The following is a 23,616-nucleotide window of genomic DNA, read 5'->3' on the forward strand; positions in this document are numbered from 1 at the left end:
TCACACGGGCATCACGGGCGCTTACGGCTCAAGCGCGCCCCCTTGCCCCATTTTCCGCAGACCGTCAACAATCTGTGCCAATGCCATGCTGAGCGAACCCTTTGCCAGCACTGCGTCGCCGTTACGGATCAACTCGGGCAGTTGCCCGACCATCTCGGCGCTGGTCTCAGTCCAAAGCCCACGCTTGCCCTCCGGCAAGGCCTGATGCAGCGCCTGCATCAGTGGACCGATGCAGTGAACCTGATCGACCTGAGCCATCGCGGCCACATCGGCCATGGCCGCGTGCATCGCGTGTTCCTGCGCACCCAGCTCTTTCATGTCGCCCAGAAAGGCGATCTTACGATTACCTTGCGATGCGGCTAGCACGTCCAATGCGGCCTCCATCGATGTTGGGTTGGCGTTGTAGCTGTCATCCAGCAGCTCGATCTGATCGCCGCCAGGCAGCGCGATCACTTCGCGCACCCCGCGACCTTTGACCGGGGACCAGCGGCGCAGGCCAGCAACGGCCTGATCCAGATCGACGCCAAGTTCGACGCAAGCCGCCAGAGCGCCCAGCGCGTTCATCGCAAAATGCGTTCCTGCCGATTGAACGTTGAACGAGATAGTGTTTTCGCCAACCTTACCCCGCGCCTGAAGGCTGTTGGCGCCCTGCTCCACCTCGGTCAGAGCGTAATCTTGGGCCGTTCGACCAAAATCGATAATCTTCGCGCCCAGCGCCTGCGCGCAGCTGCGCAGGATGTCGGCGTGTTCGATATCGGCGTTCACGATGGCGGCCCCGCCCTTGGTCAACCCGTCGAAAATCGCGGCCTTCTCATGGGCGATCCCCGCGACCGAGTCGAACGCCTCGAGATGCACCGCAGCCACCGTCGTCACCAACCCCACATGCGGCTGCGCCTGACGCGCCAGAGGGGCGATTTCACCCGGGTGGTTCATGCCGATTTCAATCACGGCAAATTCGGTATCACGCGGCATCCGCGCCAGTGTCAGCGGTACACCCCAATGGTTGTTGTAGCTGGCGACGCTTGCATGGGTTTTCCCTTGCGTTTCCAATATGCTGGCCAGCATTTCTTTGGTCGAGGTTTTGCCGACACTGCCGGTCACACCCACTATGCGCGCCGCTGTCCGGGCACGGGCCGCCTGACCCAAAGCTTCCAGCCCGGTCTGTACGTCATCAACGATCAAAAGCGGCGCATCCTCGGTTACGCTTTCGGGAATGCGGGATACCAGCGCGGCACCTGCACCATTTTCCAGCGCTTGCGCGACGAAATCATGGCCGTCGCGGGCAGCTTTGAGCGCGACGAACAGGTCTCCGGGTTGCAAGGTGCGGGTGTCGATCGAGACCCCACTCACCTGCCAATCGGTGGTGGCGCGTCCATCGGTGGCCTCGGCGGCCTCGGCTGCGGTCCAGAGCGTCATGCGACCCTCCCGTCCAACGCGGCGACCGAGATACTGGCCTGTTCCACGTCATCAAAGGGCAGAACCTGATCGCCAACGATCTGGCCGGTTTCGTGGCCTTTGCCCGCGATCAACAGGGCGTCACCCGGTTGCAGCGCGTCGATGCCACGCAGGATCGCTTCGGCCCGATCGCCGACTTCAGTCGCTTCAGGCGCACCCAACATGACAGCGGCACGGATGATCGCCGGGTCTTCGCTGCGGGGGTTATCGTCGGTAACGAAGACCAGATCTGCATTCTCTGTGGCCGCCTGCCCCATGAGAGGGCGTTTAGTGGCATCCCGATCCCCACCTGCGCCAACAATGGCGATCAGACGACCCATTACATGAGGGCGCATCGCTTTCAGCGCTGTAGCAACCGCATCCGGCGTATGCGCGTAATCGACAAACACCGCCGCGCCGTTGTTGCGGGTGGCGGCCAGTTGCATTCGGCCCCGGACCGTTGTCAGATGCGGCAGGGTTTCGAAAACGCGGTCGGGGTCCTCTCCTGCCGCGATAACCAGACCGCAGGCCAGCAGGACGTTTTCAGCCTGAAATCCGCCGATCAGGTTCAAACGGGTTTGATAGGTCTTGCTTTTCCACGAAAAACGCAGGTCTTGCCCGGTTGCGTCAAAGCGTTGGTTCAACAGGCAAAGATCAGAACCCTCAGGTCCAACGTTGATAATATTTTGCCCCCGCGCCTCAGCGATCTTGCGCATCTCGACGCCCTTCGGGTCGCCAAGGTTTATCACCGCGACCCCGTCCTCGGGCAGCACACGGTCAAACAGCCCGGCCTTAGCGGCGAAATAGGCCTCGAACGTATCGTGATAGTCCAGATGGTCTTGTGTGAAATTCGAGAACCCGGCGGCGGCCAAATGCACACCATCCAGACGACGTTGTTCAAGGCCGTGAGATGAGGCCTCCATCGCCGCATGGGTCACACCATTGTCGGCTGCCTCGGCCAGACAGCGGTGCAGCGTGATCGGCTCGGGCGTGGTATGCGCCAAAGGCGCGGTCCATGCACCTTCAACCCCGGTGGTGCCCAGGTTGACGGCGGCGAGGTCCAACTCGGTCCAGATCTGGCGCACAAAGCTGGCCACGGATGTTTTACCGTTAGTGCCAGTGACCGCCACGATGGTTTGCGGCTGAGCGCCGAACCAAAGTGCCGCGGCCCCGGCCAAGGCCTGACGGGGGTCTTGGGTCACGATCAGCGCCGCGTCGGATGCGGCCAGTTCTTTGGCAGCGAGCTCGGCCCCTTCTGCGTCTGTGAGAATGGCGGTTGCCCCCATACGCAGGGCGTATTGGATAAACTCTCCGCCATGAACGCGAGTGCCGGGAAGGGCAGCAAAGAGGAAGCCGTCTTTCACCTCACGGCTGTCGACGGCCAGTCCGGTGATGTCGGGATTCGCCCCACCCCGCGCGGTCAGGGCCAGTTGGCTAAGTTTCTTTGACCGATTGCCCATGACCCACCTCTTGTCCGACGGCCTAATTTGAGGTCAGCGTTATAGCAGCGCGCGCCTCAGGCTCAAGCCGGGGTCTGAGCCCCAAGAGCGGCGCCACGCGCCCGATCAGTTCAGCGGCAACCGGAACAGCAGTCCAGCCTGCGGTGCGGCGCTTTTCGCCATAGGCGACAATCGAGGGCTCATCCAGCGTGACGATCAGCACATATTTCGGATCATAAGCCGGGAAGATGGTGGCGAAAGTGGCGATAACCTTGTCGTCGTAATACCCGCCGCGTGGCTTGGGCTTGTCGGCAGTGCCGGTCTTGCCTGCTACGTCATAGCCTTTGACATCCCCAAAGCTGGCGGTGCCATCCGTGACCACTTTGCGCAGCATATTCTGCGCTTGTTTGGCCGTGTTTTCGGACATCACGCGTGGGCCGTATTGCGGACCATTGCGGCGCAGGATGGTCGGGCTGACATAGTGCCCGCCATTGGCAACCGCAGCGTACCCAGCGGCCAGATGCATTGGGCTGGTCGACAAGCCGTGGCCATAGGAGATGGTCACAGTGCTCAACTCGCCCCATTTCTTGGGCTTGAGAGGCTGACCGCCTTTGGCTTCGACGATTTCAAATGGGGTTGGGTCGAACATTCCCAATGCGTTCAGGAAGTCCTGCTGCCGCTTGGCCCCAATTTGCAAGGCCAGGCGACCGGTGCCCCGGTTTGAGCTATGGACGATCACATCTGCCACGCTGATCTCGCCATAGTTCTTGCCGTTGAATTCGCCGATCGGGAAACGCCCGATTTTCATCGGGCCGGATGTGTCGATGATCGTGTTGGAATTGACCAGCCCCAACTGAACGGCCTGTGCGGCGGTGAAGATTTTGAAGACTGAGCCCAACTCATACACACCCTGCACATAGCGGTTAAACAACGGGCTGTCCGAGGGGTCAAAGCCCGACGTCGGCGGGCGTGGACGATCATTGGGGTCGAATGACGGCAGTGAAGCGGCCGAGACAACCTCACCCGTATGGGCGTTCATCAGTACCGCCGATGCCCCCTTTGCATTCATGATCTTCATGCCACCATAGAGCACTTGTTCAACGGCTGCCTGAACGGTCAGGTCCAGCGACAGTTGCAGGGGTTTGTTGCCATTGGCCGGATCGCGCAGATAATCGTCGAATTGTTTTTCGACGCCCGCAACACCGATCACTTCAGCTGCACTGACACCTTCACGACCAAATCCCGAGCCACCCAGAATGTGCGCCGCCAGTCGGCCATTGGGATATAGCCGCATTTCACGTGGTCCGAACAGGATACCTGGATCACCAATGTCATGCACGGCCTGCTTCTGCTCGGGCGAGATGCGTTTCTTGATCCATAGGAACTTACGCTTGCCGGTGAAATCCTTGACCAGCCGCTCTTTTTCGAGATCGGGAAAAATCGCCACCAATTGATCCGCGGCGGCAATCGGATCAATCATCAGCGGCGGCTGGGCGTAGACGGAATAGGTGTCGAGATTGGTCGCGAGAATGCGTCCCTCGCGATCAACTATGTTCGCGCGTTGCATCGCGATGGTAGCACCCGGCGCACTGGCCAGTGGTTCCTGTGCTTCAGACGTGGCCAAAACGCCCATGCGGAAACCCACCACCGAGAAAGCGCAGAAGAAGAACAGACCCAATACCAGCAGGCGGCCTTCGGCGCGCGCACGGGCGCGGTCTTTCATGTCTTCGTGACGTTTGCGGATATTCTCCCGCTCGATCGTCTTCGGGTTCTCGCCCTTGGCGCGGGCGTCGAGGATTCGGGCCAGCGGACGGAGTGGTGTTCGGGTCATGGGAACTGCACCTCACCAAGTGCCTGCGTCTCGGCAATCGCCTGCAGTTCAAGCGGGTCGACTATGGGCAGGTCCGGATCTTCACCATAAGAAATCTGGTCCGCGCGGCCAAACTGTTCAGCGCGCAGAGGCAGCAGCCCGAGACGCTCGAAATTCAGGTCTGCTAGTTCACGTAGACGATCCGGCCGGTTCAGATAGGCCCATTCAGCGTTCAGCACCGCCAGTCGTGCCTGCGCCATACCGATCTGGCCCTGCAATGACTGAGTTTCCTTCACCACCTGTTGGGTGCGGTAGTTTTCCTGATAGGCCCAGAGCGCCAGCCCAAAGACAGAAAGGGCCGTCAACATATACAAAATACTCTTCATCTTGCCCTTCCCCCCAGTTCCGGCATCCCGATGGCCCGTGCCTCAATTTCACCCGCCGGAGCATCTGTACGAATGGCGACACGCAACTTAGCCGAGCGTGCGCGTGGATTTTCCCGCAGCTCCTGCTCATCCGGCCCCACGGCTTTCCGGGTTTTGAGGGTGAATTGCGGCTGTTCCTGCGCCATCTCGGGTGCATAGCGGTTCGCGCGGCCTGTCTTGCCCGCGCGCGATTGGAAGAACCGCTTGACCATCCGGTCCTCAATAGAATGGAAAGTGACCACAGCCAGCTGCCCGCCCGGCTTCAAAGCGCGTTCTGCTGCCATAAGACCTTGAAACAGCTCTTCATATTCCGCATTCACAGCAATCCGCAGTCCTTGAAAGCTGCGCGTCGCCGGGTGTGACTGACCGGGTTTCGGGCGCGGCAGGCAGGATTCGATAATCTCGACCAACCGCAAAGTCGTTGTGATCGGCTCTTCGGCCCGCGCCTTCACGATGGCTTTGGCAATGCGACGGCTGGCGCGTTCTTCGCCGAAATGGAACAGGATGTCGGCCAGTTGCGTCTCGGTTGCCGTATTGATCAAATCAGCAGCGCTTTCACCCTCCTGGCTCATCCGCATGTCGAGCGGACCGTCTTTCATGAAGGAAAAGCCACGTTCCGCCTGATCTAATTGCATTGAAGAAACGCCGAGGTCCAGCACGACGCCGTCCAGATTTTGCGCATAATCATCCATGCGCGAAAACACACCCTGCAGCATCACCAACCGATCACCGTATTCACTGGCCCAATCCGCGGCCATCTCAAAGGCCAGTGGATCGCGATCCACACCAATGACCTTCTCGGCCCCGACTTCGAGCAGACCGCGCGTGTATCCACCTGCACCAAAGGTTCCGTCCAGCCAAATGCCGGACACAGGCGCCACTGCAGCCAGCAACGGGCGTAGTAAAACAGGGATGTGAGGTTTGTCCGATGAGCTTTGAGCGCCGGCCATGCCGTCACCCGTCCCCAATGCCGTCGAGATACTGCATCGGATCGAAATCCTCTGGCAGATCGTCCAGCCATTCCTCGGTCGTGGCCAGTTCCTCGGCCTCGTATGTCTCGGGCTTCCAGATCTGAAAGGTATCACCAGCGGCGATAAAGAATGCCTCGTTCTCAAGATCGATCTTGTTACGCAACTTGGCGGGCAAAACCAGACGGCCAGTTTCGTCCACATTGGTCGGAAAGGACTGACCGTGGAACATCCGCTGGAGCATCCGACGCTGCATCGAGCCACGCGGCAGCGCGTCGATCTTGGCGTCCACCTCGTCGATCGCTTCCATCGTATAGCATTCAAGGTATTTGCGGCGGTGGTCGCCATAGACAATCACCAGTTCAGGATTGTCACCGGGCTGCCAGTTGGGATCGGACGCTTCAAGCACACGGCGAAACGAGGCCGGGATCGAGACCCTGCCCTTCGTATCCACCTTATGGTGGCTTTCACCTCTAAACCTGCGCGCCAAGACGACTGTCCCTTTCGCTTGCGCCCCACCTCAAAATTCACGTTCCCCCCGGATGAAAAACGGCGGGTTGATCTGCTGCCACTGATCAACCCGCCGCATTGACCCGCTTTGCGGGATGTCCAGCTGCGCGCGCCACCTGGGGGGATGTCTGCTCGCCCGCGCGCCGGATCTGTTGATTGATGAAAGCGAGATGCCTGTATGAAACCTGTTTTTGTATTTTTGGTTCGGGGTCGTTTGGTGCCCCTTAACTGTCCTCGCCCTCATCGGGTAAACAAGGGATGCCATGGGAAATCATGGAAATCAACAGGAATTTTGCAAGAAGAGAACTGATTCTGGCTTCAAAATAAGATTAAAGCAATCGAAATCAGGGCTAAATACACCATAAATTGTGATTTTTGTATCCGTCAACACCACATATGCGCAACCCAGTGTTGAAAAATTTTTTTCCCACGAATTCCCATTAAACTTCCTAGTTGGCGATAAATCCGGTGCAAGCCCCCATGAGATCCAACCAAACAGGACGAATCGCGATCGCTTAGGAGGCCATTCCCATAGTCGACCCATGCTTTCCCATGGCACCGTCACACCACGAGCTGGATCAGAGGCGAACAGCTCTACCCCCTCTTGATCTGACACAACATGCCCAAACAAATGCCAATCCCGCTTAAGGGATAAGCACCTTTAATCACGGCACCTGAACTGGCAAAAAGCCAACCGCATGCGAAAACCTATATTTTAAAGGCAATTATTGGGGTAGCCCGGATTATCCCGACAATCCATGCATTTGCTGCATAGCAGCATTGACGGCGCGAACTATTGTGCAATCGCAGCATTTGCCTATCTTCAGTCTCAAGCAAGCGCCGGACGATGCCGGCAGCAACAAGAATGAACGGATGATGAAGATGGCAGTCGCAAGCACACAAACAGGTCTGAAGAGCGCTCCGGTATTTGGAGTCGCAGCACTGGTTGAAACCGTAAAGACCCGCGTTGCGCGCTACCGCCTGTACCGCCAGACGGTAAACGAACTGTCGGCACTGTCGGATCGCGAGCTGGCCGATCTGGGCCTGCACCGTTCGATGATCCGTCGACTGGCCCAGCAGGCCACCGAAGAGCAAACCGCGCAGTAAGCGCGACACAGATACTGAGATCAGGCCCATCCTCCTCCCTATTGGGTCTGTAATCAGCGGCAACGTCTCTCCTCCTCCCTGACGTTGCCGCACCTAATACCGGCTCTGACTGCCGGAAGCCGATACATCGGGGCTCTCCTCCTCCCTGCCCTGATGTTGAAAGCGCGCGGCGACGCCTTCCTCCTCCCTGACGTCGCCGCGTCTTCCTCATACCGGGATCAAACCCGGGCTCGGATACATCAGGGCTACCTCCTCCCTGCCCTGATGTAGAAAAGAACGGCGGTTCCCCTCCTCCCTGGGAACCGCCGTTTTTCGTTTTTGACGCACAAGATGTAAGCTGGGGCCGTGAACGATTTTCAGGAGTGTCCCATGGCCGCCTATTTCATCGCCCAGATTTCCATTCATGACCCGGATGGATACCAGAAATACCTTGAAGGCTTCATGCCGATCTTTGACCGGCATGGCGGGCGCCTGCTGACCATATCCTCAAAGCCCGTCGAAGTGATCGAAGGCAGTTGGGCAGAAGACGGTATTGTCTTGATGGAGTTCCCAGACATGGCTGCCGCAAACGCGTGGAAGGACGATCCGGACTATGTTGAGTTGGCCAAGATCAGGCAACAAACGGCGACAGCGAATCTGGTGCTGGTCGAGGGGCTGTAAGCGTCAGAACGGCACGTCATCCTTCGCAGTCAGAAAACGCGAGACGACCTTTTTCGTTCCGGCCTTGTCAAATTCAACCTCAACCTTGTCGCCCTCGATGCCGATCACTGCCCCATAACCGAACTTCTGGTGAAACACCCGCTCACCCAGAGTAAAGCTGGCGACCGCTGTGGCGTCGATCACGGTATTCCGGCTTTCTTTCGGTTGCGACATTCCATACTGTCCCTGCCGCGCCTGCATCCGTTTCCATCCCGGCGAGTTATAGACATTCGCCTCAGCCGCGCGGGTTTCGATACCGGTAGTGGTCTGACCACCACCATACAGACCTGGCGGCGTCAGCACTTCCACATGATCTTCGGGTAACTCATCAATGAACCGGGACGGCATCGAGTTCTGCCATTGTCCGAACACCCGTCGGTTAGCTGCAAAGGAAATCGTACAGACCTCTTCTGCCCGGGTGATGCCGACATAGGCCAGCCTCCGTTCTTCTTCGAGGCCTTTGAGACCGGATTCGTCCATCGAGCGCTGTGAGGGGAATAACCCATCCTCCCAACCCGGTAGGAACACGACGGGGAATTCCAAGCCCTTCGCCGCGTGCAGGGTCATGATCGAGACCTTGGCCCCGTCGCTGTCCTGCTCATTGTCCATCACCAGACTGACATGTTCCAGAAACCCTTGCAGGTTCTCGAAATTGTCCAGCTGATTGACCAGTTCTTTAAGGTTTTCCAACCGCCCCGGCGCCTCAGGCGTCTTTTCATTCTGCCAATGGGCGGTGTAGCCGGATTCGTCCAACACGATCTGCGCCAGCTCGATATGCGTATGCTCGGGCGCGCCGTAGCGGATCGGCGAGACGCCATCATCGATCACCGTGTCATCATCGACCTCGATCCGAGGCCCGCGCGTCATCGCATTCCAGCGCGCCAGCCCGTCGATCAACTCGCGCAGCGCCTTGCCGCCCTTGCCCTTGATCAAACCATTGTCGACAACGATCCGCGCGCCGTCGACCAGAGACACTCCGTTTTCGCGCGCCACCACCTGAATCGTTTGCTGCGCCTTATCGCCAAGGCCGCGTTTGGGGGTGTTCACGATACGCTCAAAGGCCAGATCATCCTCGGGGCTGACCACCAGCCGGAAATAGGCCATGGCATCGCGAATCTCCATCCGCTCATAGAATCGGGGGCCACCGATCACCCTGTAGGGCAGACCAATGGTCAGGAACCGATCCTCAAACGCCCGCATCTGATGCGAGGCGCGGACGAGGATTGCGATTTCGTCGAGGTTCATGGGCCGCACGCCGCGCGTGCCGCCTTGCATCGCGTCGATTTCCTCACCGATCCAGCGCGCCTCTTCCTCGCCATCCCAGTGGCCGATCAGACGGACCTTTTCACCCTCTTCCCGGTCGGTCCAAAGCTCTTTGCCCAAGCGGCTTTCATTGCCGCGAATGACGTTGGACGCGGCGGCGAGAATATGTGGGGTTGAGCGATAGTTTTGTTCCAGGCGCACGACAAAGGCGCCCGGGAAATCCTTTTCGAAACGCAGGATGTTGCCCACCTCGGCACCGCGCCAGCCGTAGATCGACTGGTCATCGTCACCGACGCAGCAGATATTCTTGTGTCCACCGGCTAGCAGGCGCAACCAGAGATATTGGGCGACGTTGGTGTCCTGATACTCGTCCACAAGGATGTAGCGGAACCAGCGCTGGTATTGCTCCAGCACGTCCGGGTGGGTCTGGAAGATCGTGACCATATGCAACAGCAGATCGCCGAAATCCACCGCGTTCAACTCGCGCAGGCGGGTCTGGTACTGGGCATAAAGCTCGATACCCTTATGATTATAGGCTCCGGCATCTGCGGCAGGCACCTTATCGGGCGTCAAGGCTCGGTTTTTCCAGTCATCGATGATCCCTGCCAGCATCCGCGAGGGCCAGCGCTTGTCATCGATATTGGCGGCTTGAGTAAGCTGTTTCAGCAGCCGTTTCTGATCATCGCTGTCCAGAATGGTGAAATTAGACTTTAGCCCGACCAATTCCGCGTGGCGACGCAACAGCTTGACACAAATCGCATGAAACGTGCCCAGCCAGGGCATTCCCTCGGCGGGTCGACCCAGCATGCGCCCTACGCGCTGTTTCATCTCGCGCGCGGCCTTGTTGGTGAAGGTCACCGCCAGAATCTCGTTCTCACGCACGCGGTGGGTTCTAAGCAGATGCGTGATCCGTGCGGTCAGCGCTTTAGTCTTACCTGTTCCCGCGCCCGCCAGCATCAACACCGGACCATCCAGTCGTTCAACAGCTTCGCGCTGTGCCGGGTTGAGATCATTGAGATACTCTGCCGAGGGCACAGGCATCGCCCGCGCCGACAGTGAGGCGCCCTCGAAGGCGTCCATTTCATCAAAACTGCTCATGGATTCAAACTACGCTGGATGCGCGCCAAGGGAAAGGGTTTGTTCACGCCTTGTTCACAAGGATTTTGCGGCCACATTCGTTAATTTCCAAACAATCACCCACCGCCGTTAACCCCCTGTCAAACCTTGGCAATGATGCTTGGTTCAATGCAGTGGGAGTGCGGAATATGAAATTGAAGGATCGGCGACCGCTTGGCCATCGCCTGAAATGGGCGGGAATCACCATTCTGCTTATAGCGCTGGCTGCGACCGCGGGATGGAGCATTTATGCGCTGCCCGCTCCGGTCGTAGACCGTATGCTCAGAACCGATATTCTTAAACAGGCCGAGCTTTGGAAGCGCCGGGTCGTGTTGCATCTAGAGGATCCAGAAAACGCCCTGCGCACAGGGCAAATCGATCATCATGATGCCGAGTTTCTTTCGACAATGCCCGAGGCTTCGGATGTTTATCGCTTCAAACTGTTCGACACGTCCGGACGGGTGGTCTGGTCGACCCGCCCCGAGGAAATCGGCACCTCGGAACCGCGAAACTTCTTTCGCAGTGACGTGGCGCGGGGCATGACACACTACATTCAGGAAACTGTTCCTTTGTCCGAAATTGACGGGCTTGATCTGCACACGGAAAACACCAGCAAAACCACCCAGCATCACGTGGCCGAGGTATTCATGCCGGTCACCAAGAACGGCCGCTTCATAGGCGCGATCGAGTTCTTTACGGATTTCACCGACCTGCGCAGTACATTCATCTACCGGTTGCGGGTTTCTCTGGCCATTCTAAGCGGGATTGCCCTGTTTGCGTTGAGTGCGGTGAGTCTGGTGACCTATCGCACCAACCGGTATCAGCTCCAGTCGCTGAAAAACAGGTCAGACAAGGAACGCGAGCTAATGGATGATCAACTGCGCCTCGCGCGCGAGGTGCGCCTGCTGGGTGAGTTGAATGAATGGCTGCAATCCAGCCGGTCATTGGATGAGCTCTTCGATATGGTATCGCGTTTCATGACCCACATTCTGCCTGAGGCCGAGGGCAGTGTATATGTCTACTCAAACTCGCGCGATGTGCTGGATGGCTGTGCCAGCTGGAATGGTGGCTCGCACAAAGCGCACATTCATCCCGAGGGGTGCTGGGGTCTGCGACGTGGACGGACTTATGAATTCGGTGCCTCCGAGGTCGATTTTGTCTGCGAACATGCCGAACCTCATGACGGGCGGCCCTATTTCTGCTTTCCCATTCTTGCGCATGGCGAGACAGTGGGTTTGCTGCATCTGCGCGCTCATGAAGGCAGCGGAGAGGCGTTCCATGACAGTAAGAAACTGGCACAACTGTGTGCAGAGCAAATCAGCATGGCCATCGCGAATGTCAGAATGCGGGATCAGTTGCATGACCAGTCCGTCCGCGATCCTCTGACCGGATTGTTCAATCGCCGCCACATGACTGAGACACTGCGCAAAGCCATCAGCCGCAGTCAGCAAACCGGCTCTCCGCCGAGCCTGATCGCGGTGGACGTGGATCATTTTAAAAAGTTTAACGATACGCATGGACATGACGCAGGTGACATGGTGCTGCGCGCGGTTGGATCGGCCCTTGAAACTGGGTGTGATCGGGATGAAGTGGCCTGCCGGATCGGCGGCGAGGAATTCATGCTGATCCTACCGGACAATACGCCGGATGATGCGATGACCCGTGCGGAACAGATCCGGCAGGCGGTCGAAGCGATCACGGTTCGGTATGGCGAGAAATCACTGCCGCGCATCACCATCTCAGCTGGGGTTGCACATTATCCGACCCACGGTGTGATGCCGCAGGATCTGATGCGTGTTGCTGATGATGCGCTGTATGCGGCAAAGGACAAAGGTCGCAATCAGGTGCAGGTTGGAAAATCCAATCAGACCGTCACGGACATTGCCGACCGAAAAAGGCCGGTGGCTTCAGGTTCCTCGACCTCTCTTGCTAAGCCTTGAGCCCATGCCAGTCGTTGCCTGCTTGCGACCGGCATGGCGTCTAGGACTTCGCTGATCTGGAAATCTTGGCCCTGTGCGCTTCCGAATCACTCGGATTGAGACGGATTTCAGAAGTGAAATCCACAGCCCTAAGCACTTAGGGTACAGAAAATCTGACATCATAGATACAGTATTTGATGCTGCGGCGCAGCGCGTGTAAAGAAAAGCGGTAATAGGCGGCGATTGCGAGCGTTAACATGCCGGTTCTACCCAGAACTACATATGTACGTGGCTGTATTGTCCGCCTATTCACAAGGCCACACCTAGTAAAGACCGGGACCTGCAATGACAGACTTCAAGAAAATCCTGATCGCCAACCGCGGCGAGATTGCCATTCGCGTGATGCGCGCTGCCAACGAGATGGGCAAACGGACCGTCGCGGTTTTTGCCGAGGAAGACAAGTTGGGGCTGCATCGTTTCAAGGCGGATGAGGCATATCGTATTGGTGCGGATCTGGGACCGGTCGCGGCCTATCTGTCGATCGACGAGATTATCCGAGTTGCCAAGGAATGTGGCGCGGATGCAATCCATCCCGGTTACGGCTTGCTGTCCGAGAACCCGGATTTCGTAGATGCCTGTGTTCAGAATGGCATTACCTTTATTGGTCCCAAGGCCGAAACCATGCGCGCATTGGGCGATAAGGCCAGCGCCCGGAAAGTGGCGATCGCGGCTGACGTTCCAGTCATCCCGGCAACTGAAGTATTGGGCGACAATATGGCCGCCATCAAAACTGAAGCGGCCGAGATTGGGTACCCATTGATGCTGAAAGCCAGCTGGGGCGGCGGCGGGCGCGGGATGCGTCCGATCCTGTCCGAAGATGAGCTGGAAGAGAAGGTTCTGGAAGGTCGTCGCGAGGCCGAAGCGGCGTTTGGCAATGGCGAGGGTTATCTGGAGAAGATGATCACCCGCGCCCGCCATGTCGAGGTTCAGATTCTCGGCGACAAACATGGCGAGATCTATCACCTCTATGAACGTGACTGCTCGGTCCAGCGCCGCAACCAGAAAGTCGTTGAGCGCGCCCCTGCCCCTTACCTAACCGACGAACAGCGCGCCGAAATTTGCGAGCTGGGCCGCCGCATCTGCGCCCATGTAAACTATGAATGCGCGGGCACGGTTGAATTCCTGATGGATATGAACACCGGTAAGTTCTACTTCATCGAGGTCAATCCGCGCGTGCAAGTCGAGCACACTGTCACCGAAGAGGTAACGGGCATCGACATCGTGCAGGCGCAAATCCTGATTGCCGAGGGCAAGACGCTGGCCGAGGCTACCGGCAAAACCAGCCAGGACGAGATCCGCCTGAACGGTCACGCCCTGCAAACCCGAGTGACCACCGAAGACCCGCTGAACAACTTCATCCCCGACTATGGCCGCATCACTGCCTATCGCTCGGCTACCGGCATGGGCATCCGTCTGGACGGCGGCACCGCTTATGCGGGCGGGGTGATCACGCGGTTTTACGATTCATTGCTGACCAAGGTCACCGCCTGGGCGCCTACCCCCGAGAAAGCGATCGCCCGGATGGACCGCGCCCTGCGCGAATTCCGGGTGCGTGGCGTTTCCACCAACATCGCTTTTGTCGAGAACCTGCTGAAGCACCCAACCTTCCTGTCGAATGAATACACGACTAAGTTCATCGATGAGACACCGGATCTGTTTCAGTTCAAGAAGCGTCGCGACCGCGGCACCAAGGTTCTGAACTATATCGCGGACATCACCGTGAACGGGCATCCCGAAACCAAGGATCGCCCCGAACCACGCGCCGACCTGAAAGAGGCCAAGCCCCCCGCGCCCAAGGCCGAGCCCCAAATGGGCACACGCAACCTACTGGAGCAAAAAGGCCCGCAGGCAGTTGCCGACTGGATGAAGGCGCAGCGGCAACTGCTGATCACTGACACTACCATGCGTGACGGGCACCAGTCGCTGCTGGCCACCCGGATGCGCTCGATCGACATGATCAAGGTAGCGCCAAGTTATGCGGCGAACCTCCCCCAGTTGTTCAGCGTTGAATGTTGGGGTGGCGCGACTTTTGATGTGGCCTATCGCTTTCTGCAGGAATGCCCGTGGCAGCGTTTGCGCGACCTGCGCGAGGCAATGCCGAACCTGATGACCCAGATGTTACTGCGTGGCGCAAACGGGGTTGGCTATACAAACTATCCCGACAATGTGGTGCAGGAGTTCGTGCGGCAAGCCTCGCAGAATATCGACGTGTTCCGCGTTTTCGACTCGCTGAACTGGGTCGAGAACATGCGCGTCGCCATGGATGCAGTGATCGAGAACGGTAAGATCTGTGAAGGTACAGTCTGTTATACCGGCGATATCCTCGACCCGGATCGCGCCAAGTATGACCTGAAATATTATGTCGGTATGGCAAAAGAGCTGCGAGATGCGGGCGCGCATGTTCTTGGCCTGAAAGACATGGCGGGCTTGTTGAAACCAGCCTCGGCACGCATTTTGATCCGCGCGCTTAAGGAAGAGGTCGGCCTGCCGATCCACTTCCACACCCACGATACGGCCGGTATCGCCAGCGCCACTATTCTGGCGGCCTCTGAGGCGGGCGTGGACGCGGTGGATTGCGCGATGGACAGCTTCTCCGGCAACACCAGCCAAGCAACATTGGGGACCGTGGTCGAGGCGCTGCGTCATACCGAGCGTGACACCGGGCTGGACATCAAGGCCATCCGCGAGATCAGCGACTATTTCGAGGCCGTCCGTGGCCAATACGCGGCCTTCGAATCCAGCCTGCAGGCCCCGGCCTCCGAGGTCTATCTGCACGAGATGCCCGGCGGTCAGTTTACCAACCTAAAGGCACAGGCGCGTTCGCTGGGTCTAGAGGAGCGTTGGCACGAGGTCGCCCAGATGTACGCCGATGTGAACCAGATGTTCGGTGATATCGTCAAGGTGACACCGTCGTCCAAAGTGGTCGGTGACATGGCACTGATGATGGTAAGTCAGAACATGACACGTGAACAGGTTGAAGACCCGGCCACCGACGTCGCCTTCCCTGACTCGGTCGTGGACATGATGCGCGGCAATCTGGGTCAACCTCCGGGCGGGTTCCCTAACACGATCATCACCAAGGTACTAAAAGACGAAGTACCGAATACGGAACGCCCCGGCAAAAATGTCGAGGCCGTCGATCTGGAAGCCACCCGCGCCGATCTGTCCAAACAGCTTGAGGGCAAAGAGGTCGATGACGAGGACCTGAACGGCTATCTGATGTATCCCAAGGTGTTCCTGGATTACATGGGCCGCCACCGGACCTATGGCCCGGTCCGTACCCTGCCCACGCGCACCTTCTTCTATGGCATGGAACCCGGCGAAGAAATTACTGCCGAGATTGACCCCGGCAAAACGCTGGAAATTCGCTGTCAGGCCATCGGCGAGACCGACGAAAACGGCGAAGTGCGCGTGTTCTTTGAACTCAATGGCCAACCACGTGTGATCCGCGTGCCGAACCGGATGGTCAAAGCCACTACTGCGCAGCGGCCCAAAGCCGAAGTTGGGAATCCCGACCATATTGGCGCGCCGATGCCGGGCGTCGTGGCCACCGTTGCCGTCTCGGCAGGTCAAGAAGTACACGAAGGCGATCTGCTGCTGACCATCGAAGCGATGAAGATGGAAACCGGCATCCACGCCGAGCGAGACGCAACGGTCAAGGCCGTCCACGTCCAACCCGGCGGCCAGATTGACGCCAAGGACCTGCTGGTCGAACTGGAATAAGCCAGTTATCACATAAAGGCATACAGGGCCGCGCAGTTCTCTGCGCGGCCTTTTCAATATCAGGAGCTGTCATGCTGTCCATCACCCCGATCTACGCTGCACTGATTGCATTTCTGTTCATTGCGCTCAGCGTGGACGTCATCCTGCAGCGTCGCAAAGGCAAAATCTCGGTCGGAGATCACGGCGACAAGGCCATGATCAAAGCCATGCGGACGCAGGCCAACTGTGCCGAATATGCTCCTTTCGCATTGCTGCTGATCGCCATGGTTGAGTTGCAGGGCGCTGAAGCATGGCTTGTTAATCTGCTGGGTCTGATGTTGCTGGCCGGACGGCTGTCGCACGCCTACGGCTTCGGAAAGACGCCACAAACAATCATTATGCGACAGATCGGAATGTTACTGACATTCTCGGCGATTTTGGTCGCGGCCAGCGCGGGTCTTATTCTGGCGCTTTGAAGCACCTGATCGCTGTTATCCGATAGGAGCGTACCAACCAGGCTGAGCGCCGCTAAATCGGTGCGAGACCTCAGATTCCATGCGCTCGCTGTCAAATTTCGAAACCATGATCACAAGAATGATCATGACACCCAACGCTATGGCTTTCAAATCTGAGACATTGATCATCGTAACACCTTCCCGCGCAGCTTGCTTTGCTTTCCATTTGCTCTTGAACGCGTGAGGGGCAGGCATTCCGTCGAAATAATTTTCCAACGGCCCCATTTTCCTCTTGCAGCCACGTGTGGGAATTTATACATCCCTCCTCACTCAACGGCGCGGGCGTAGCTCAGGGGTAGAGCATAACCTTGCCAAGGTTAGGGTCGGGCGTTCGAATCGCCTCGCCCGCTCCATTGAGAGGTCTTTGGACCGACATAAGTATCTGATGCGGGCGTAGCTCAGGGGTAGAGCATAACCTTGCCAAGGTTAGGGTCGGGCGTTCGAATCGCCTCGCCCGCTCCAGATACCAGACCTTCAACACCTGTTTGAATGTGGTGCTTTACGGAACTCGTTTCTGTTTTGACATCATATTGGCTTCCATCCAACAGTTGCCAAATCAGGCGCGGAGGATGGATTGACCAGACGATACAGTTTTCCTGACGGGCATTGGGATTGGCCCGTCAAATTGACTCATCACCACGCCGTCTGTGCCGGGGACATGATTTTCACTGGCGGGCAAGTCGATCTGGATGCGCAAGGCAATGTGCGCAACATTGGCGATCTGACAGCGCAATGCAGAAACTCTATGGCCTATATGGCCAACCTGTTCTCTGATCTGGGTGTCGATTTCGATGATCTGGTGCGCTTGGTCGTCTATTACGTAGGGGATGCGAATGACGAAGGCCACTTACAGGAGCTTCTAAGCCAGATCATTGGCGACACGGCCCGCCCCGTGATCAGCATGATCAACATGCCAGAGCTATGTTATCCGGACATGCTCACAGAAATCGAAGGCGTTGCCATGCGGCGTCCAGACGGTGCCAGAATACCAAAACAATGCCATCGACTTGAGGACATGCCGTATTTGCCAGACGGGTTTTCACATGTGGTTCGTTCCGAGGATATGGTTTTTACCAGCGAGATGTCTGCCCTGACACCACATGGAACGGTTGAGGCCCCAGACAATATTCCAGCGCAAACTGCCAAAACCATGGAGCGTTTGAAGCGGGCGCTGTCGACGGTCGACGCGGACTTGCACGACATCGTCAAGCTCAACACATTTTATCAAGATGATCTACATGGCAGTAGCTGGAAGAAAGCCGCAAGTCTAAGAGCTTCGTATTTCTCCGATCCCGGACCTGCAGCGACGGGGATCCCGGTATCCAACTTTGCGCACGAAGGATTGACGACCAAAATAGCGGCAACGGCGATTTGCACGTCGGCGATTGATGAGCCCAAAAATTTTGCATGGCCAGACGGGCATTGGAATTGGACCACACCGCTTCCGTACAAACAGGGTAACAGGTGTGGCAATGTCATCCACATTGGCGGGCAAGTAGCCCTGGATCATCAGGCGCAAGTCCTTCAGCCCGGAGATATGGTCGCGCAAACCAAGATCGCAATGGATAACCTATCCAAAGTTCTAGCCGAGTTTGGTGCGACACTGGACGACGTCGTAAAAGTCACGACCTTCTATCAGGGAAGTGCTTCGGCGGAAGCGCTGCATGAAAACCTGCTGATACGCTCGAATTCTTACACGGCGCCGGGGCCTGCTACGACTGGCATACCCGTGCCCGCGCTTATCTATGAAGGAATGATGATCGAAATCGAAGCGATCGCAATTTTGGATTAAGCAGTGCTGCTCTGGACACGCGCGCGCGCCGAGCCAGCAAGGGGTTGGTTCTTTTCGGCGGGCTGGGCCACTCTGACCAATACAACCATAAAACAGGGGCCTGACCATACCGTGCTATGACAAACGCCCTCTCACCGAAGCCGAGGTTCGGCACGCCGTGGATTGGGCCGGGCACGAAGGTTGGAACCCGGGTGTAAATGATGCCGAGTGCTTTCGCCCGACAGACCCTGATGGGTTTCTAGTGGGTTTCTGGATGGCGAGATGATCTCATCTGTTTCGGCAGTGAATTACGTCGACAGATTTTCTTTTTTTGAGGTTCTACATCGTAAAGCCCGAGCTCAGGCACCACGGCCACGGGCTTGAAATCGCACAGCATGCGCTGAGCAATTGAAGGGGCGAAACATGGGCCTAGATGGCGTGGTCGAACAGCAGGAAAACTATCGTAAGACTGGCTTTTCTTTTGCTTATACAACTGTCGTTTCGCAGGGACAAAACACCAGATTCTGGCCAAGCTAGAGGCTGAGCCAAACAGCCATACATCGGATCTGAAACAAGCGTCTGATGAATTGAATGTATATGATCGCGCTCTGTTCCCCGCACCACGCGATCTGTTTCTGGAAAGCTGGCTTGGTGCTTTCAGCCACGTTTCAAAGCTTTATACCGAGAACGGCAGGATCAGGGGCTATGCAGCACTGCGCCCTTGTTTAACGGGTTATAAGATCGGCCCCCTATTTGCGGACACTACAGAAATCGCGAGGGCGTTGCTAGCCGCTGTTCTCCCGTCGATTCCCGAGGTTAATAACGCGCACGAAGTGTTCATCGATATGCCACAGCCCAATGTATCGGCGTTCGCGTTGGCCGAAGAGCTTGGGCTGGAGAAGGTCTTTGAGACCGCGCGGATGTATTCCGACCACGAACCCGAGATTGACCTGAACCGAATCTTCGGCGTGACGACGTTTGAACTGGGCTAGAAAGCCTTGAACGTCATCGTGGTCAGCGAGCGTTCGATATTGGGAATCACCAGCAGGTTTTCGTTGATGTAATGGCCTACATCATCGGTTTCGGGGATGTAGAGTTTCAGCAGCAGGTCATATTCGCCGCTAGTGGAATACAGTTCGGAGTGGATTTCGCGGAGGGCAATCTCTTCGGCTACCTTGTAGGTGGTGCCGGGTTTACAGCGGATCTGGATGAAAACGCAGGTGGACATGGGCCGGGCCTTGTTGGTTCGTGTTGACCGCAGGCTGGCATGGGCCGCGCCCGGGTGCAATCCCCTGCAACAGTTTGCACCGAAGGCTCAAAGCGGTCTGGATAGGCTGCTCTTCCGGGTCTATAAGCGCCCCAGAAGCAAAAGGAATTCGCCCATGCGCAGCGCTAAGATCAGCCGTCAGACCGCTGAAACCGAGATCTCGGTCGAGGTCAATCTGGACGGCACCGGCCAGTATGACAACCAGACTGGTGTTGGGTTCTTCGACCACATGCTCGACCAACTGGCGCGCCATTCGCTGATCGACATGACGATCCGCGCCAAGGGTGATTACCACATCGACGACCACCACACGGTGGAGGATACCGGGATTGCTCTGGGTCAGGCGCTGACGCAGGCATTAGGGGACAAAAAGGGTATTCGCCGCTATGGCGAATGTCACCTGCCCATGGATGATGCACAGGTGCGTTGTGCGCTGGACCTGTCCGCCCGCCCTTTCCTGATCTGGAATGTGGACCTGCCGACATCCAAAATCGGTACGTTCGATACAGAGTTGGTGCGCGAGTTCTTTCAAGCGCTCAGTACCCATGGCGGCATAACCCTGCATGTCGACCAATTACACGGCTTCAACAGCCACCACATTGCCGAGGCCGCCTTCAAGGCAGTCGCCCGCGCTCTGCGTTTGGCGGTCGAGACCGATCCGCGCAAGGCGGATGCGATTCCGTCCACCAAGGGCGCGCTGTAGATGCTGACCGCCATCATTGACTACGAGAGCGGTAACCTGCACTCGGCAGAGAAGGCGTTTCAGCGTATGGCCCGCGAGCTGGATGCTGGCGAAGTCGTCGTGACCTCGGACGCTGACATTGTTGCGCGGGCGGATCGATTGGTCCTGCCCGGAGATGGAGCCTTTCCAGCTTGCGCCACCGAGTTGCGCGGCCACAAGGGCATCTATGACGCGATGGTCGAGGCGGTGGAACAGAAGGGCCGCCCGTTTCTGGGCATCTGCGTTGGTATGCAGCTGATGGCGACCAAGGGGCACGAATACTCCGAGACCGACGGTCTGGGTTGGGTTGCCGGTGATGTCGTGAAGATCGAACCCTCGGACAGTACCCTGAAGGTTCCGCATATGGGCTGGAACGATCTGGTTCTGGAATGCGGCCACCCGGTTTTTGACGGAGTGAAATCAGGTGATCACACCTATTTTGTCCACTCCTACCACTTTCGGGTGACTAATCCGGTCCAACGATTGGCATATGTGGATTATGGGCAAGAGGTCACGGCCGTGATTGGCCGTGACACCATGGTCGGGATGCAGTTTCACCCTGAGAAAAGCCAGGACGTAGGCCTGCGCATGATCGGGAATTTCCTGACCTGGACTCCGTGATCGGTTATTGAACTCGGGTCCAATCCTGTCCACGGCAGATCAAACCACCCGCGACACAGCCTTTCACCGTCAGTTTGTTCTGCCCGTTCAGCGACATTTTTGAGTTGTAGGTCTTATCGCGATCCGGTGCCCAGATTTTGCCGCCGCTATAGGCACCGGCACCATCTGGCACCATGTCCCAGATGATCTGCTTCCCAAGGTTCTCGTATTCCAGTTGCTGATTGCCTTCAGCGTCAAACGCACTGTCGATGGTACCGCAAATGGCACTGCCGCATTCGGATATCGTCACATGCAGATAACCGCCCGTATCTCCTGGGGCAGTCTTCCACAAACCGTCCACCGGATCGGCGGCAAAGGCGGTTGTGGCCATCGCAGCGAATATAGCTGCAAGAGTATATGTCTTCATTGTTGTCTCCCTGTTTTGCAGACAGTCTGACCCGCCGGTCGGTACCGGGCAAGATTGACTTTGCGTCGCGTTGCGCCCCTGCCCCGCCTGTGCGATATCCCGCGCGTGTAACAAAGATATAGGGCCGCCTGACATGATCCTCTACCCCGCTATCGACCTCAAAGACGGCAATGCTGTGCGCTTGCTGCGCGGTGAAATGGACAAGGCGACGGTCTTTAATGAAGACCCCGCCGCGCAAGCCCGCGCCTTTGTAGAAGCTGGCTGTGAATGGCTGCACCTGGTTGACTTGAACGGTGCTTTTGCCGGTGAACCGGTAAACGCAGCCCCGGTTGAGGCTATTCTGAGGGAGTGCAATGTTCCAGCTCAGTTAGGTGGCGGCATTCGTGACATGGCAACAATCGAGGCCTGGATCGAGAAAGGCTTGGCGCGAGTGATTCTGGGCACTGTCGCGGTCGAGAACCCCGATCTGGTGCGCGACGCAGCCAAAGCCTTTCCGGGTAAGGTCGCTGTCGGTATCGATGCGCGTAACGGCATGGTTGCCACCAAAGGATGGGCTGAAGAGACCAATGTTCAGGTCACCGATCTGGCGCGCAGTTTCGAGGATGCTGGCGTCGCTGCAATCATCTACACCGACATCAACCGGGATGGTGCGATGCAGGGACCAAATATCGAAGCCACTGCTGACCTAGCCAAAGCCGTCGACATCCCGGTCATTGCCTCGGGTGGTGTGTCTTCTATTTCCGACCTGATTGCCCTGCGCGATTGTGGCGCAGATTTGAATGGTGCGATCTCAGGGCGCGCGCTTTACGATGGCGCCATCGATCTGAAAGAGGCTCTGACAACACTCAGAGAATAGTCCGATGCTCAAATCACGCGTAAAGCGATCCGAACTGCCAACCAAGAGTCTGCTGCATAGCCGGCTAGAAGATGGCGATTTTCTGGATTGTTTCAGCGTGGTTTCTGATCTTTCGCCGCGTCAGGCGGCAGAGGTTATCACCAATTTCCCTTCGTGGGCCAAGGCGCTGGTTCGACTGCGCGGCATCCTGGTCGCCCCGTTTGGGCTTGATAACACAGGGCCAGAAGCAACTGATAAGGTGGGTATTTTTCCGGTTGAGCACGATGACGCGAGCGAGGTGATCGCTGGCTTCGATGACCGTCACCTCGATTTCCGCGTGTCTGTCTTTTCCGAAGACGGTCGTATTTCCCTCGCAACCTGGGTTCATCGACACAATCTGGGTGGGCGACTATACTTGGCGATTATTTTGCCTTTTCACATCCTGATTGCGCGCAACGCGCTTGCACGGGTGAGCCGCGCAAGCGCCTGACACGAAGCCCCACTAGCCAGCTGCGGCTGTGGTCAGCTTTTTCAATGCGCCACGCATCTTATCGATGACCGGTGACTTTTCGACCTCATCGAGTTCATCCATCGTCTCTTTTGGGTCTTCATAAGCCAGCCATACCTGACCATTCGCATCCTCATAGGCCTGCACCTTCAGAGGCAGAAATAACCCGGCGCGCGGATCAATCAGCATCGCAGGCGTGCCCAGTGCTGGATTGCCGAAGATAAGCACCTGATTGGGTGCAATCGGAGTACCGACCTTTTCTGCCCCAGCCGCGTGATCGATACGGGCAAATACAGTCGCGCCTGCATTGCCTACCGCAGCTTCGAGGGCGTCCAGCGCCTCGGCCACTGTTTTATTGGTTTGTACTTTGATGATGTCGTCAGCCATGGCGGACAGCGCGCCTCCGAATGTGATTATTGAAGCCAAAATAAGATGTCGCATCTGGATAATCCTTTTCATGAATTTCATCTCTAATTTCCATGGCTTCTCGGTAGATCACAATCACAAGTCTGGCATCGGC

At 57.4% G+C, this 23,616-nt stretch carries 22 protein-coding genes and 2 tRNA genes; 13 read left to right on the forward strand and 11 right to left on the reverse strand.

The features are described from left to right. Positions 1-21: 21 nt before the first annotated feature. The 6 genes from ACR0MQ_RS12930 to mraZ are packed head-to-tail and all read right to left on the reverse strand — an operon-like array spanning position 22 to position 6,566. The gene (locus ACR0MQ_RS12930) at positions 22-1,416 is read right to left on the reverse strand and encodes a UDP-N-acetylmuramoyl-tripeptide--D-alanyl-D-alanine ligase (RefSeq protein WP_480608616.1); all 1,395 of its coding nucleotides are present in this window, start codon (positions 1,414-1,416) and stop codon (positions 22-24) included. Further along, on the reverse strand, positions 1,413-2,894 hold the full coding sequence (locus tag ACR0MQ_RS12935) for a UDP-N-acetylmuramoyl-L-alanyl-D-glutamate--2,6-diaminopimelate ligase (RefSeq protein WP_480608618.1): 1,482 nt from the start codon (positions 2,892-2,894) through the stop codon (positions 1,413-1,415). The genes ACR0MQ_RS12930 and ACR0MQ_RS12935 overlap by 4 nt, the downstream gene beginning before the upstream one ends. A gap of 22 nt (positions 2,895-2,916) precedes the next feature. Then, complete coding sequence (locus ACR0MQ_RS12940) at positions 2,917-4,704, reverse strand: peptidoglycan D,D-transpeptidase FtsI family protein (protein WP_170476974.1); 1,788 nt, start codon at positions 4,702-4,704, stop codon at positions 2,917-2,919. Then, positions 4,701-5,069 (reverse strand): cell division protein FtsL, encoded by a 369-nt coding sequence (ftsL, locus tag ACR0MQ_RS12945; RefSeq protein ID WP_170476976.1) that lies wholly within the window; start codon positions 5,067-5,069, stop codon positions 4,701-4,703. The genes ACR0MQ_RS12940 and ftsL overlap by 4 nt, the downstream gene beginning before the upstream one ends. Beyond that, positions 5,066-6,058 (reverse strand): 16S rRNA (cytosine(1402)-N(4))-methyltransferase RsmH, encoded by a 993-nt coding sequence (gene rsmH / locus ACR0MQ_RS12950; protein WP_480608620.1) that lies wholly within the window; start codon positions 6,056-6,058, stop codon positions 5,066-5,068. Before rsmH ends, ftsL begins: the two co-directional genes overlap by 4 nt. A gap of 4 nt (positions 6,059-6,062) precedes the next feature. Continuing rightward, positions 6,063-6,566 carry a division/cell wall cluster transcriptional repressor MraZ gene (gene mraZ, locus ACR0MQ_RS12955; RefSeq protein ID WP_170476981.1) on the reverse strand — a complete coding sequence of 168 codons (504 nt, stop codon included), beginning with the start codon at positions 6,564-6,566 and terminating at the stop codon, positions 6,063-6,065. Between the two features lie 902 nt (positions 6,567-7,468). On the opposite strand from mraZ, the gene ACR0MQ_RS12960 reads away from it, so the two are divergent. Further along, positions 7,469-7,693, forward strand: a complete 225-nt coding sequence (locus ACR0MQ_RS12960) for a DUF1127 domain-containing protein (protein ID WP_029622106.1) — start codon at positions 7,469-7,471, stop codon at positions 7,691-7,693. Between the two features lie 369 nt (positions 7,694-8,062). After that, the gene (locus ACR0MQ_RS12965; RefSeq protein WP_010442602.1) at positions 8,063-8,353 is read left to right on the forward strand and encodes a DUF1330 domain-containing protein; all 291 of its coding nucleotides are present in this window, start codon (positions 8,063-8,065) and stop codon (positions 8,351-8,353) included. Positions 8,354-8,356: 3 nt separating this feature from the next. Here the strand turns inward: ACR0MQ_RS12965 and ACR0MQ_RS12970 are convergent, their stop codons facing one another. Next, positions 8,357-10,753, reverse strand: coding sequence for an ATP-dependent helicase (locus tag ACR0MQ_RS12970; protein WP_480608622.1), 2,397 nt, complete (start codon positions 10,751-10,753; stop codon positions 8,357-8,359). Between the two features lie 167 nt (positions 10,754-10,920). Here ACR0MQ_RS12970 and ACR0MQ_RS12975 point away from each other — a divergent pair, with 167 nt between their 5' ends. From ACR0MQ_RS12975 to ACR0MQ_RS12985, 3 genes are all read left to right on the forward strand, one after another. Then, positions 10,921-12,711, forward strand: coding sequence for a sensor domain-containing diguanylate cyclase (locus tag ACR0MQ_RS12975; RefSeq protein ID WP_480608624.1), 1,791 nt, complete (start codon positions 10,921-10,923; stop codon positions 12,709-12,711). 324 nt (positions 12,712-13,035) lie between these two features. Beyond that, a complete protein-coding gene (locus ACR0MQ_RS12980) occupies positions 13,036-16,473 on the forward strand; it encodes a pyruvate carboxylase (RefSeq protein ID WP_480608626.1) in 3,438 nt (1,145 codons plus the stop codon). Between the two features lie 71 nt (positions 16,474-16,544). Further along, positions 16,545-16,928, forward strand: a complete 384-nt coding sequence (locus tag ACR0MQ_RS12985) for an MAPEG family protein (protein WP_480608628.1) — start codon at positions 16,545-16,547, stop codon at positions 16,926-16,928. 15 nt (positions 16,929-16,943) lie between these two features. Here the strand turns inward: ACR0MQ_RS12985 and ACR0MQ_RS12990 are convergent, their stop codons facing one another. After that, positions 16,944-17,096 (reverse strand): hypothetical protein, encoded by a 153-nt coding sequence (locus ACR0MQ_RS12990; RefSeq protein WP_170781885.1) that lies wholly within the window; start codon positions 17,094-17,096, stop codon positions 16,944-16,946. 149 nt (positions 17,097-17,245) lie between these two features. Here ACR0MQ_RS12990 and ACR0MQ_RS12995 point away from each other — a divergent pair. The 4 genes from ACR0MQ_RS12995 (at position 17,246) to ACR0MQ_RS13010 (ending at position 19,730) form a co-directional block, all read left to right on the forward strand. After that, positions 17,246-17,320 (forward strand) — tRNA-Gly (locus ACR0MQ_RS12995). Positions 17,321-17,354: 34 nt separating this feature from the next. Further along, positions 17,355-17,429 (forward strand) — tRNA-Gly (locus tag ACR0MQ_RS13000). 112 nt (positions 17,430-17,541) lie between these two features. Then, positions 17,542-18,759 (forward strand): RidA family protein, encoded by a 1,218-nt coding sequence (locus ACR0MQ_RS13005; RefSeq protein ID WP_480608630.1) that lies wholly within the window; start codon positions 17,542-17,544, stop codon positions 18,757-18,759. A 566-nt stretch (positions 18,760-19,325) separates the two neighbouring features. After that, positions 19,326-19,730, forward strand: coding sequence for a hypothetical protein (locus ACR0MQ_RS13010; RefSeq protein WP_480608632.1), 405 nt, complete (start codon positions 19,326-19,328; stop codon positions 19,728-19,730). Here the strand turns inward: ACR0MQ_RS13010 and ACR0MQ_RS13015 are convergent. Then, positions 19,727-19,966 (reverse strand): Lrp/AsnC family transcriptional regulator, encoded by a 240-nt coding sequence (locus tag ACR0MQ_RS13015; protein WP_010442612.1) that lies wholly within the window; start codon positions 19,964-19,966, stop codon positions 19,727-19,729. The two genes, ACR0MQ_RS13010 and ACR0MQ_RS13015, sit on opposite strands and share 4 nt — an antisense overlap. 154 nt (positions 19,967-20,120) lie before the next feature. Between ACR0MQ_RS13015 and hisB the strand changes: the two genes are divergently transcribed. Together hisB and hisH are read left to right on the forward strand one after the other, a co-directional pair. Next, positions 20,121-20,708, forward strand: coding sequence for an imidazoleglycerol-phosphate dehydratase HisB (gene hisB / locus ACR0MQ_RS13020; RefSeq protein WP_170775323.1), 588 nt, complete (start codon positions 20,121-20,123; stop codon positions 20,706-20,708). After that, positions 20,709-21,347 (forward strand): imidazole glycerol phosphate synthase subunit HisH, encoded by a 639-nt coding sequence (gene hisH / locus ACR0MQ_RS13025; RefSeq protein WP_480608634.1) that lies wholly within the window; start codon positions 20,709-20,711, stop codon positions 21,345-21,347. It abuts the gene before it with no gap. Positions 21,348-21,351: 4 nt separating this feature from the next. Here hisH and ACR0MQ_RS13030 read toward each other — a convergent pair whose 3' ends face one another. After that, on the reverse strand, positions 21,352-21,753 hold the full coding sequence (locus ACR0MQ_RS13030; protein WP_010442615.1) for a DUF2147 domain-containing protein: 402 nt from the start codon (positions 21,751-21,753) through the stop codon (positions 21,352-21,354). A gap of 133 nt (positions 21,754-21,886) precedes the next feature. On the opposite strand from ACR0MQ_RS13030, the gene hisA reads away from it, so the two are divergent. Both hisA and ACR0MQ_RS13040 read left to right on the forward strand, forming a co-directional pair. Further along, positions 21,887-22,609, forward strand: a complete 723-nt coding sequence (gene hisA / locus ACR0MQ_RS13035; protein WP_170477003.1) for a 1-(5-phosphoribosyl)-5-[(5-phosphoribosylamino)methylideneamino]imidazole-4-carboxamide isomerase — start codon at positions 21,887-21,889, stop codon at positions 22,607-22,609. Between the two features lie 4 nt (positions 22,610-22,613). Next, on the forward strand, positions 22,614-23,078 hold the full coding sequence (locus ACR0MQ_RS13040; protein WP_170543583.1) for a DUF2867 domain-containing protein: 465 nt from the start codon (positions 22,614-22,616) through the stop codon (positions 23,076-23,078). A 12-nt stretch (positions 23,079-23,090) separates the two neighbouring features. Here the strand turns inward: ACR0MQ_RS13040 and ACR0MQ_RS13045 are convergent, their stop codons facing one another. Then, on the reverse strand, positions 23,091-23,537 hold the full coding sequence (locus ACR0MQ_RS13045; RefSeq protein ID WP_480608636.1) for a DUF302 domain-containing protein: 447 nt from the start codon (positions 23,535-23,537) through the stop codon (positions 23,091-23,093). Positions 23,538-23,616 lie beyond the last annotated feature (79 nt).

The sequence above is a fragment of the Ruegeria sp. AN6 genome, from assembly GCF_056540425.1.

Coding starts and splice junctions, on each gene's coding strand:
- ACR0MQ_RS13040 (WP_170543583.1), top strand. CDS start 22,614: ATGCTCAAATCACGCGTAAAGCGATCCGAACTGCCAACCAAGAGTCTG.
- ACR0MQ_RS12985 (WP_480608628.1), top strand. CDS start 16,545: ATGCTGTCCATCACCCCGATCTACGCTGCACTGATTGCATTTCTGTTC.
- hisB (WP_170775323.1), top strand. CDS start 20,121: ATGCGCAGCGCTAAGATCAGCCGTCAGACCGCTGAAACCGAGATCTCG.
- ACR0MQ_RS12980 (WP_480608626.1), top strand. CDS start 13,036: ATGACAGACTTCAAGAAAATCCTGATCGCCAACCGCGGCGAGATTGCC.
- ACR0MQ_RS12970 (WP_480608622.1), bottom strand. CDS start 10,753: ATGAGCAGTTTTGATGAAATGGACGCCTTCGAGGGCGCCTCACTGTCG.
- ACR0MQ_RS12940 (WP_170476974.1), bottom strand. CDS start 4,704: ATGACCCGAACACCACTCCGTCCGCTGGCCCGAATCCTCGACGCCCGC.
- ACR0MQ_RS12975 (WP_480608624.1), top strand. CDS start 10,921: ATGAAATTGAAGGATCGGCGACCGCTTGGCCATCGCCTGAAATGGGCG.
- ACR0MQ_RS12930 (WP_480608616.1), bottom strand. CDS start 1,416: ATGACGCTCTGGACCGCAGCCGAGGCCGCCGAGGCCACCGATGGACGC.
- ACR0MQ_RS12965 (WP_010442602.1), top strand. CDS start 8,063: ATGGCCGCCTATTTCATCGCCCAGATTTCCATTCATGACCCGGATGGA.
- hisH (WP_480608634.1), top strand. CDS start 20,709: ATGCTGACCGCCATCATTGACTACGAGAGCGGTAACCTGCACTCGGCA.
- ftsL (WP_170476976.1), bottom strand. CDS start 5,069: ATGAAGAGTATTTTGTATATGTTGACGGCCCTTTCTGTCTTTGGGCTG.
- ACR0MQ_RS12960 (WP_029622106.1), top strand. CDS start 7,469: ATGGCAGTCGCAAGCACACAAACAGGTCTGAAGAGCGCTCCGGTATTT.
- ACR0MQ_RS13030 (WP_010442615.1), bottom strand. CDS start 21,753: ATGAAGACATATACTCTTGCAGCTATATTCGCTGCGATGGCCACAACC.
- ACR0MQ_RS12990 (WP_170781885.1), bottom strand. CDS start 17,096: ATGATCAATGTCTCAGATTTGAAAGCCATAGCGTTGGGTGTCATGATC.
- ACR0MQ_RS12935 (WP_480608618.1), bottom strand. CDS start 2,894: ATGGGCAATCGGTCAAAGAAACTTAGCCAACTGGCCCTGACCGCGCGG.
- ACR0MQ_RS13015 (WP_010442612.1), bottom strand. CDS start 19,966: ATGTCCACCTGCGTTTTCATCCAGATCCGCTGTAAACCCGGCACCACC.
- ACR0MQ_RS13045 (WP_480608636.1), bottom strand. CDS start 23,537: ATGCGACATCTTATTTTGGCTTCAATAATCACATTCGGAGGCGCGCTG.
- rsmH (WP_480608620.1), bottom strand. CDS start 6,058: ATGGCCGGCGCTCAAAGCTCATCGGACAAACCTCACATCCCTGTTTTA.
- hisA (WP_170477003.1), top strand. CDS start 21,887: ATGATCCTCTACCCCGCTATCGACCTCAAAGACGGCAATGCTGTGCGC.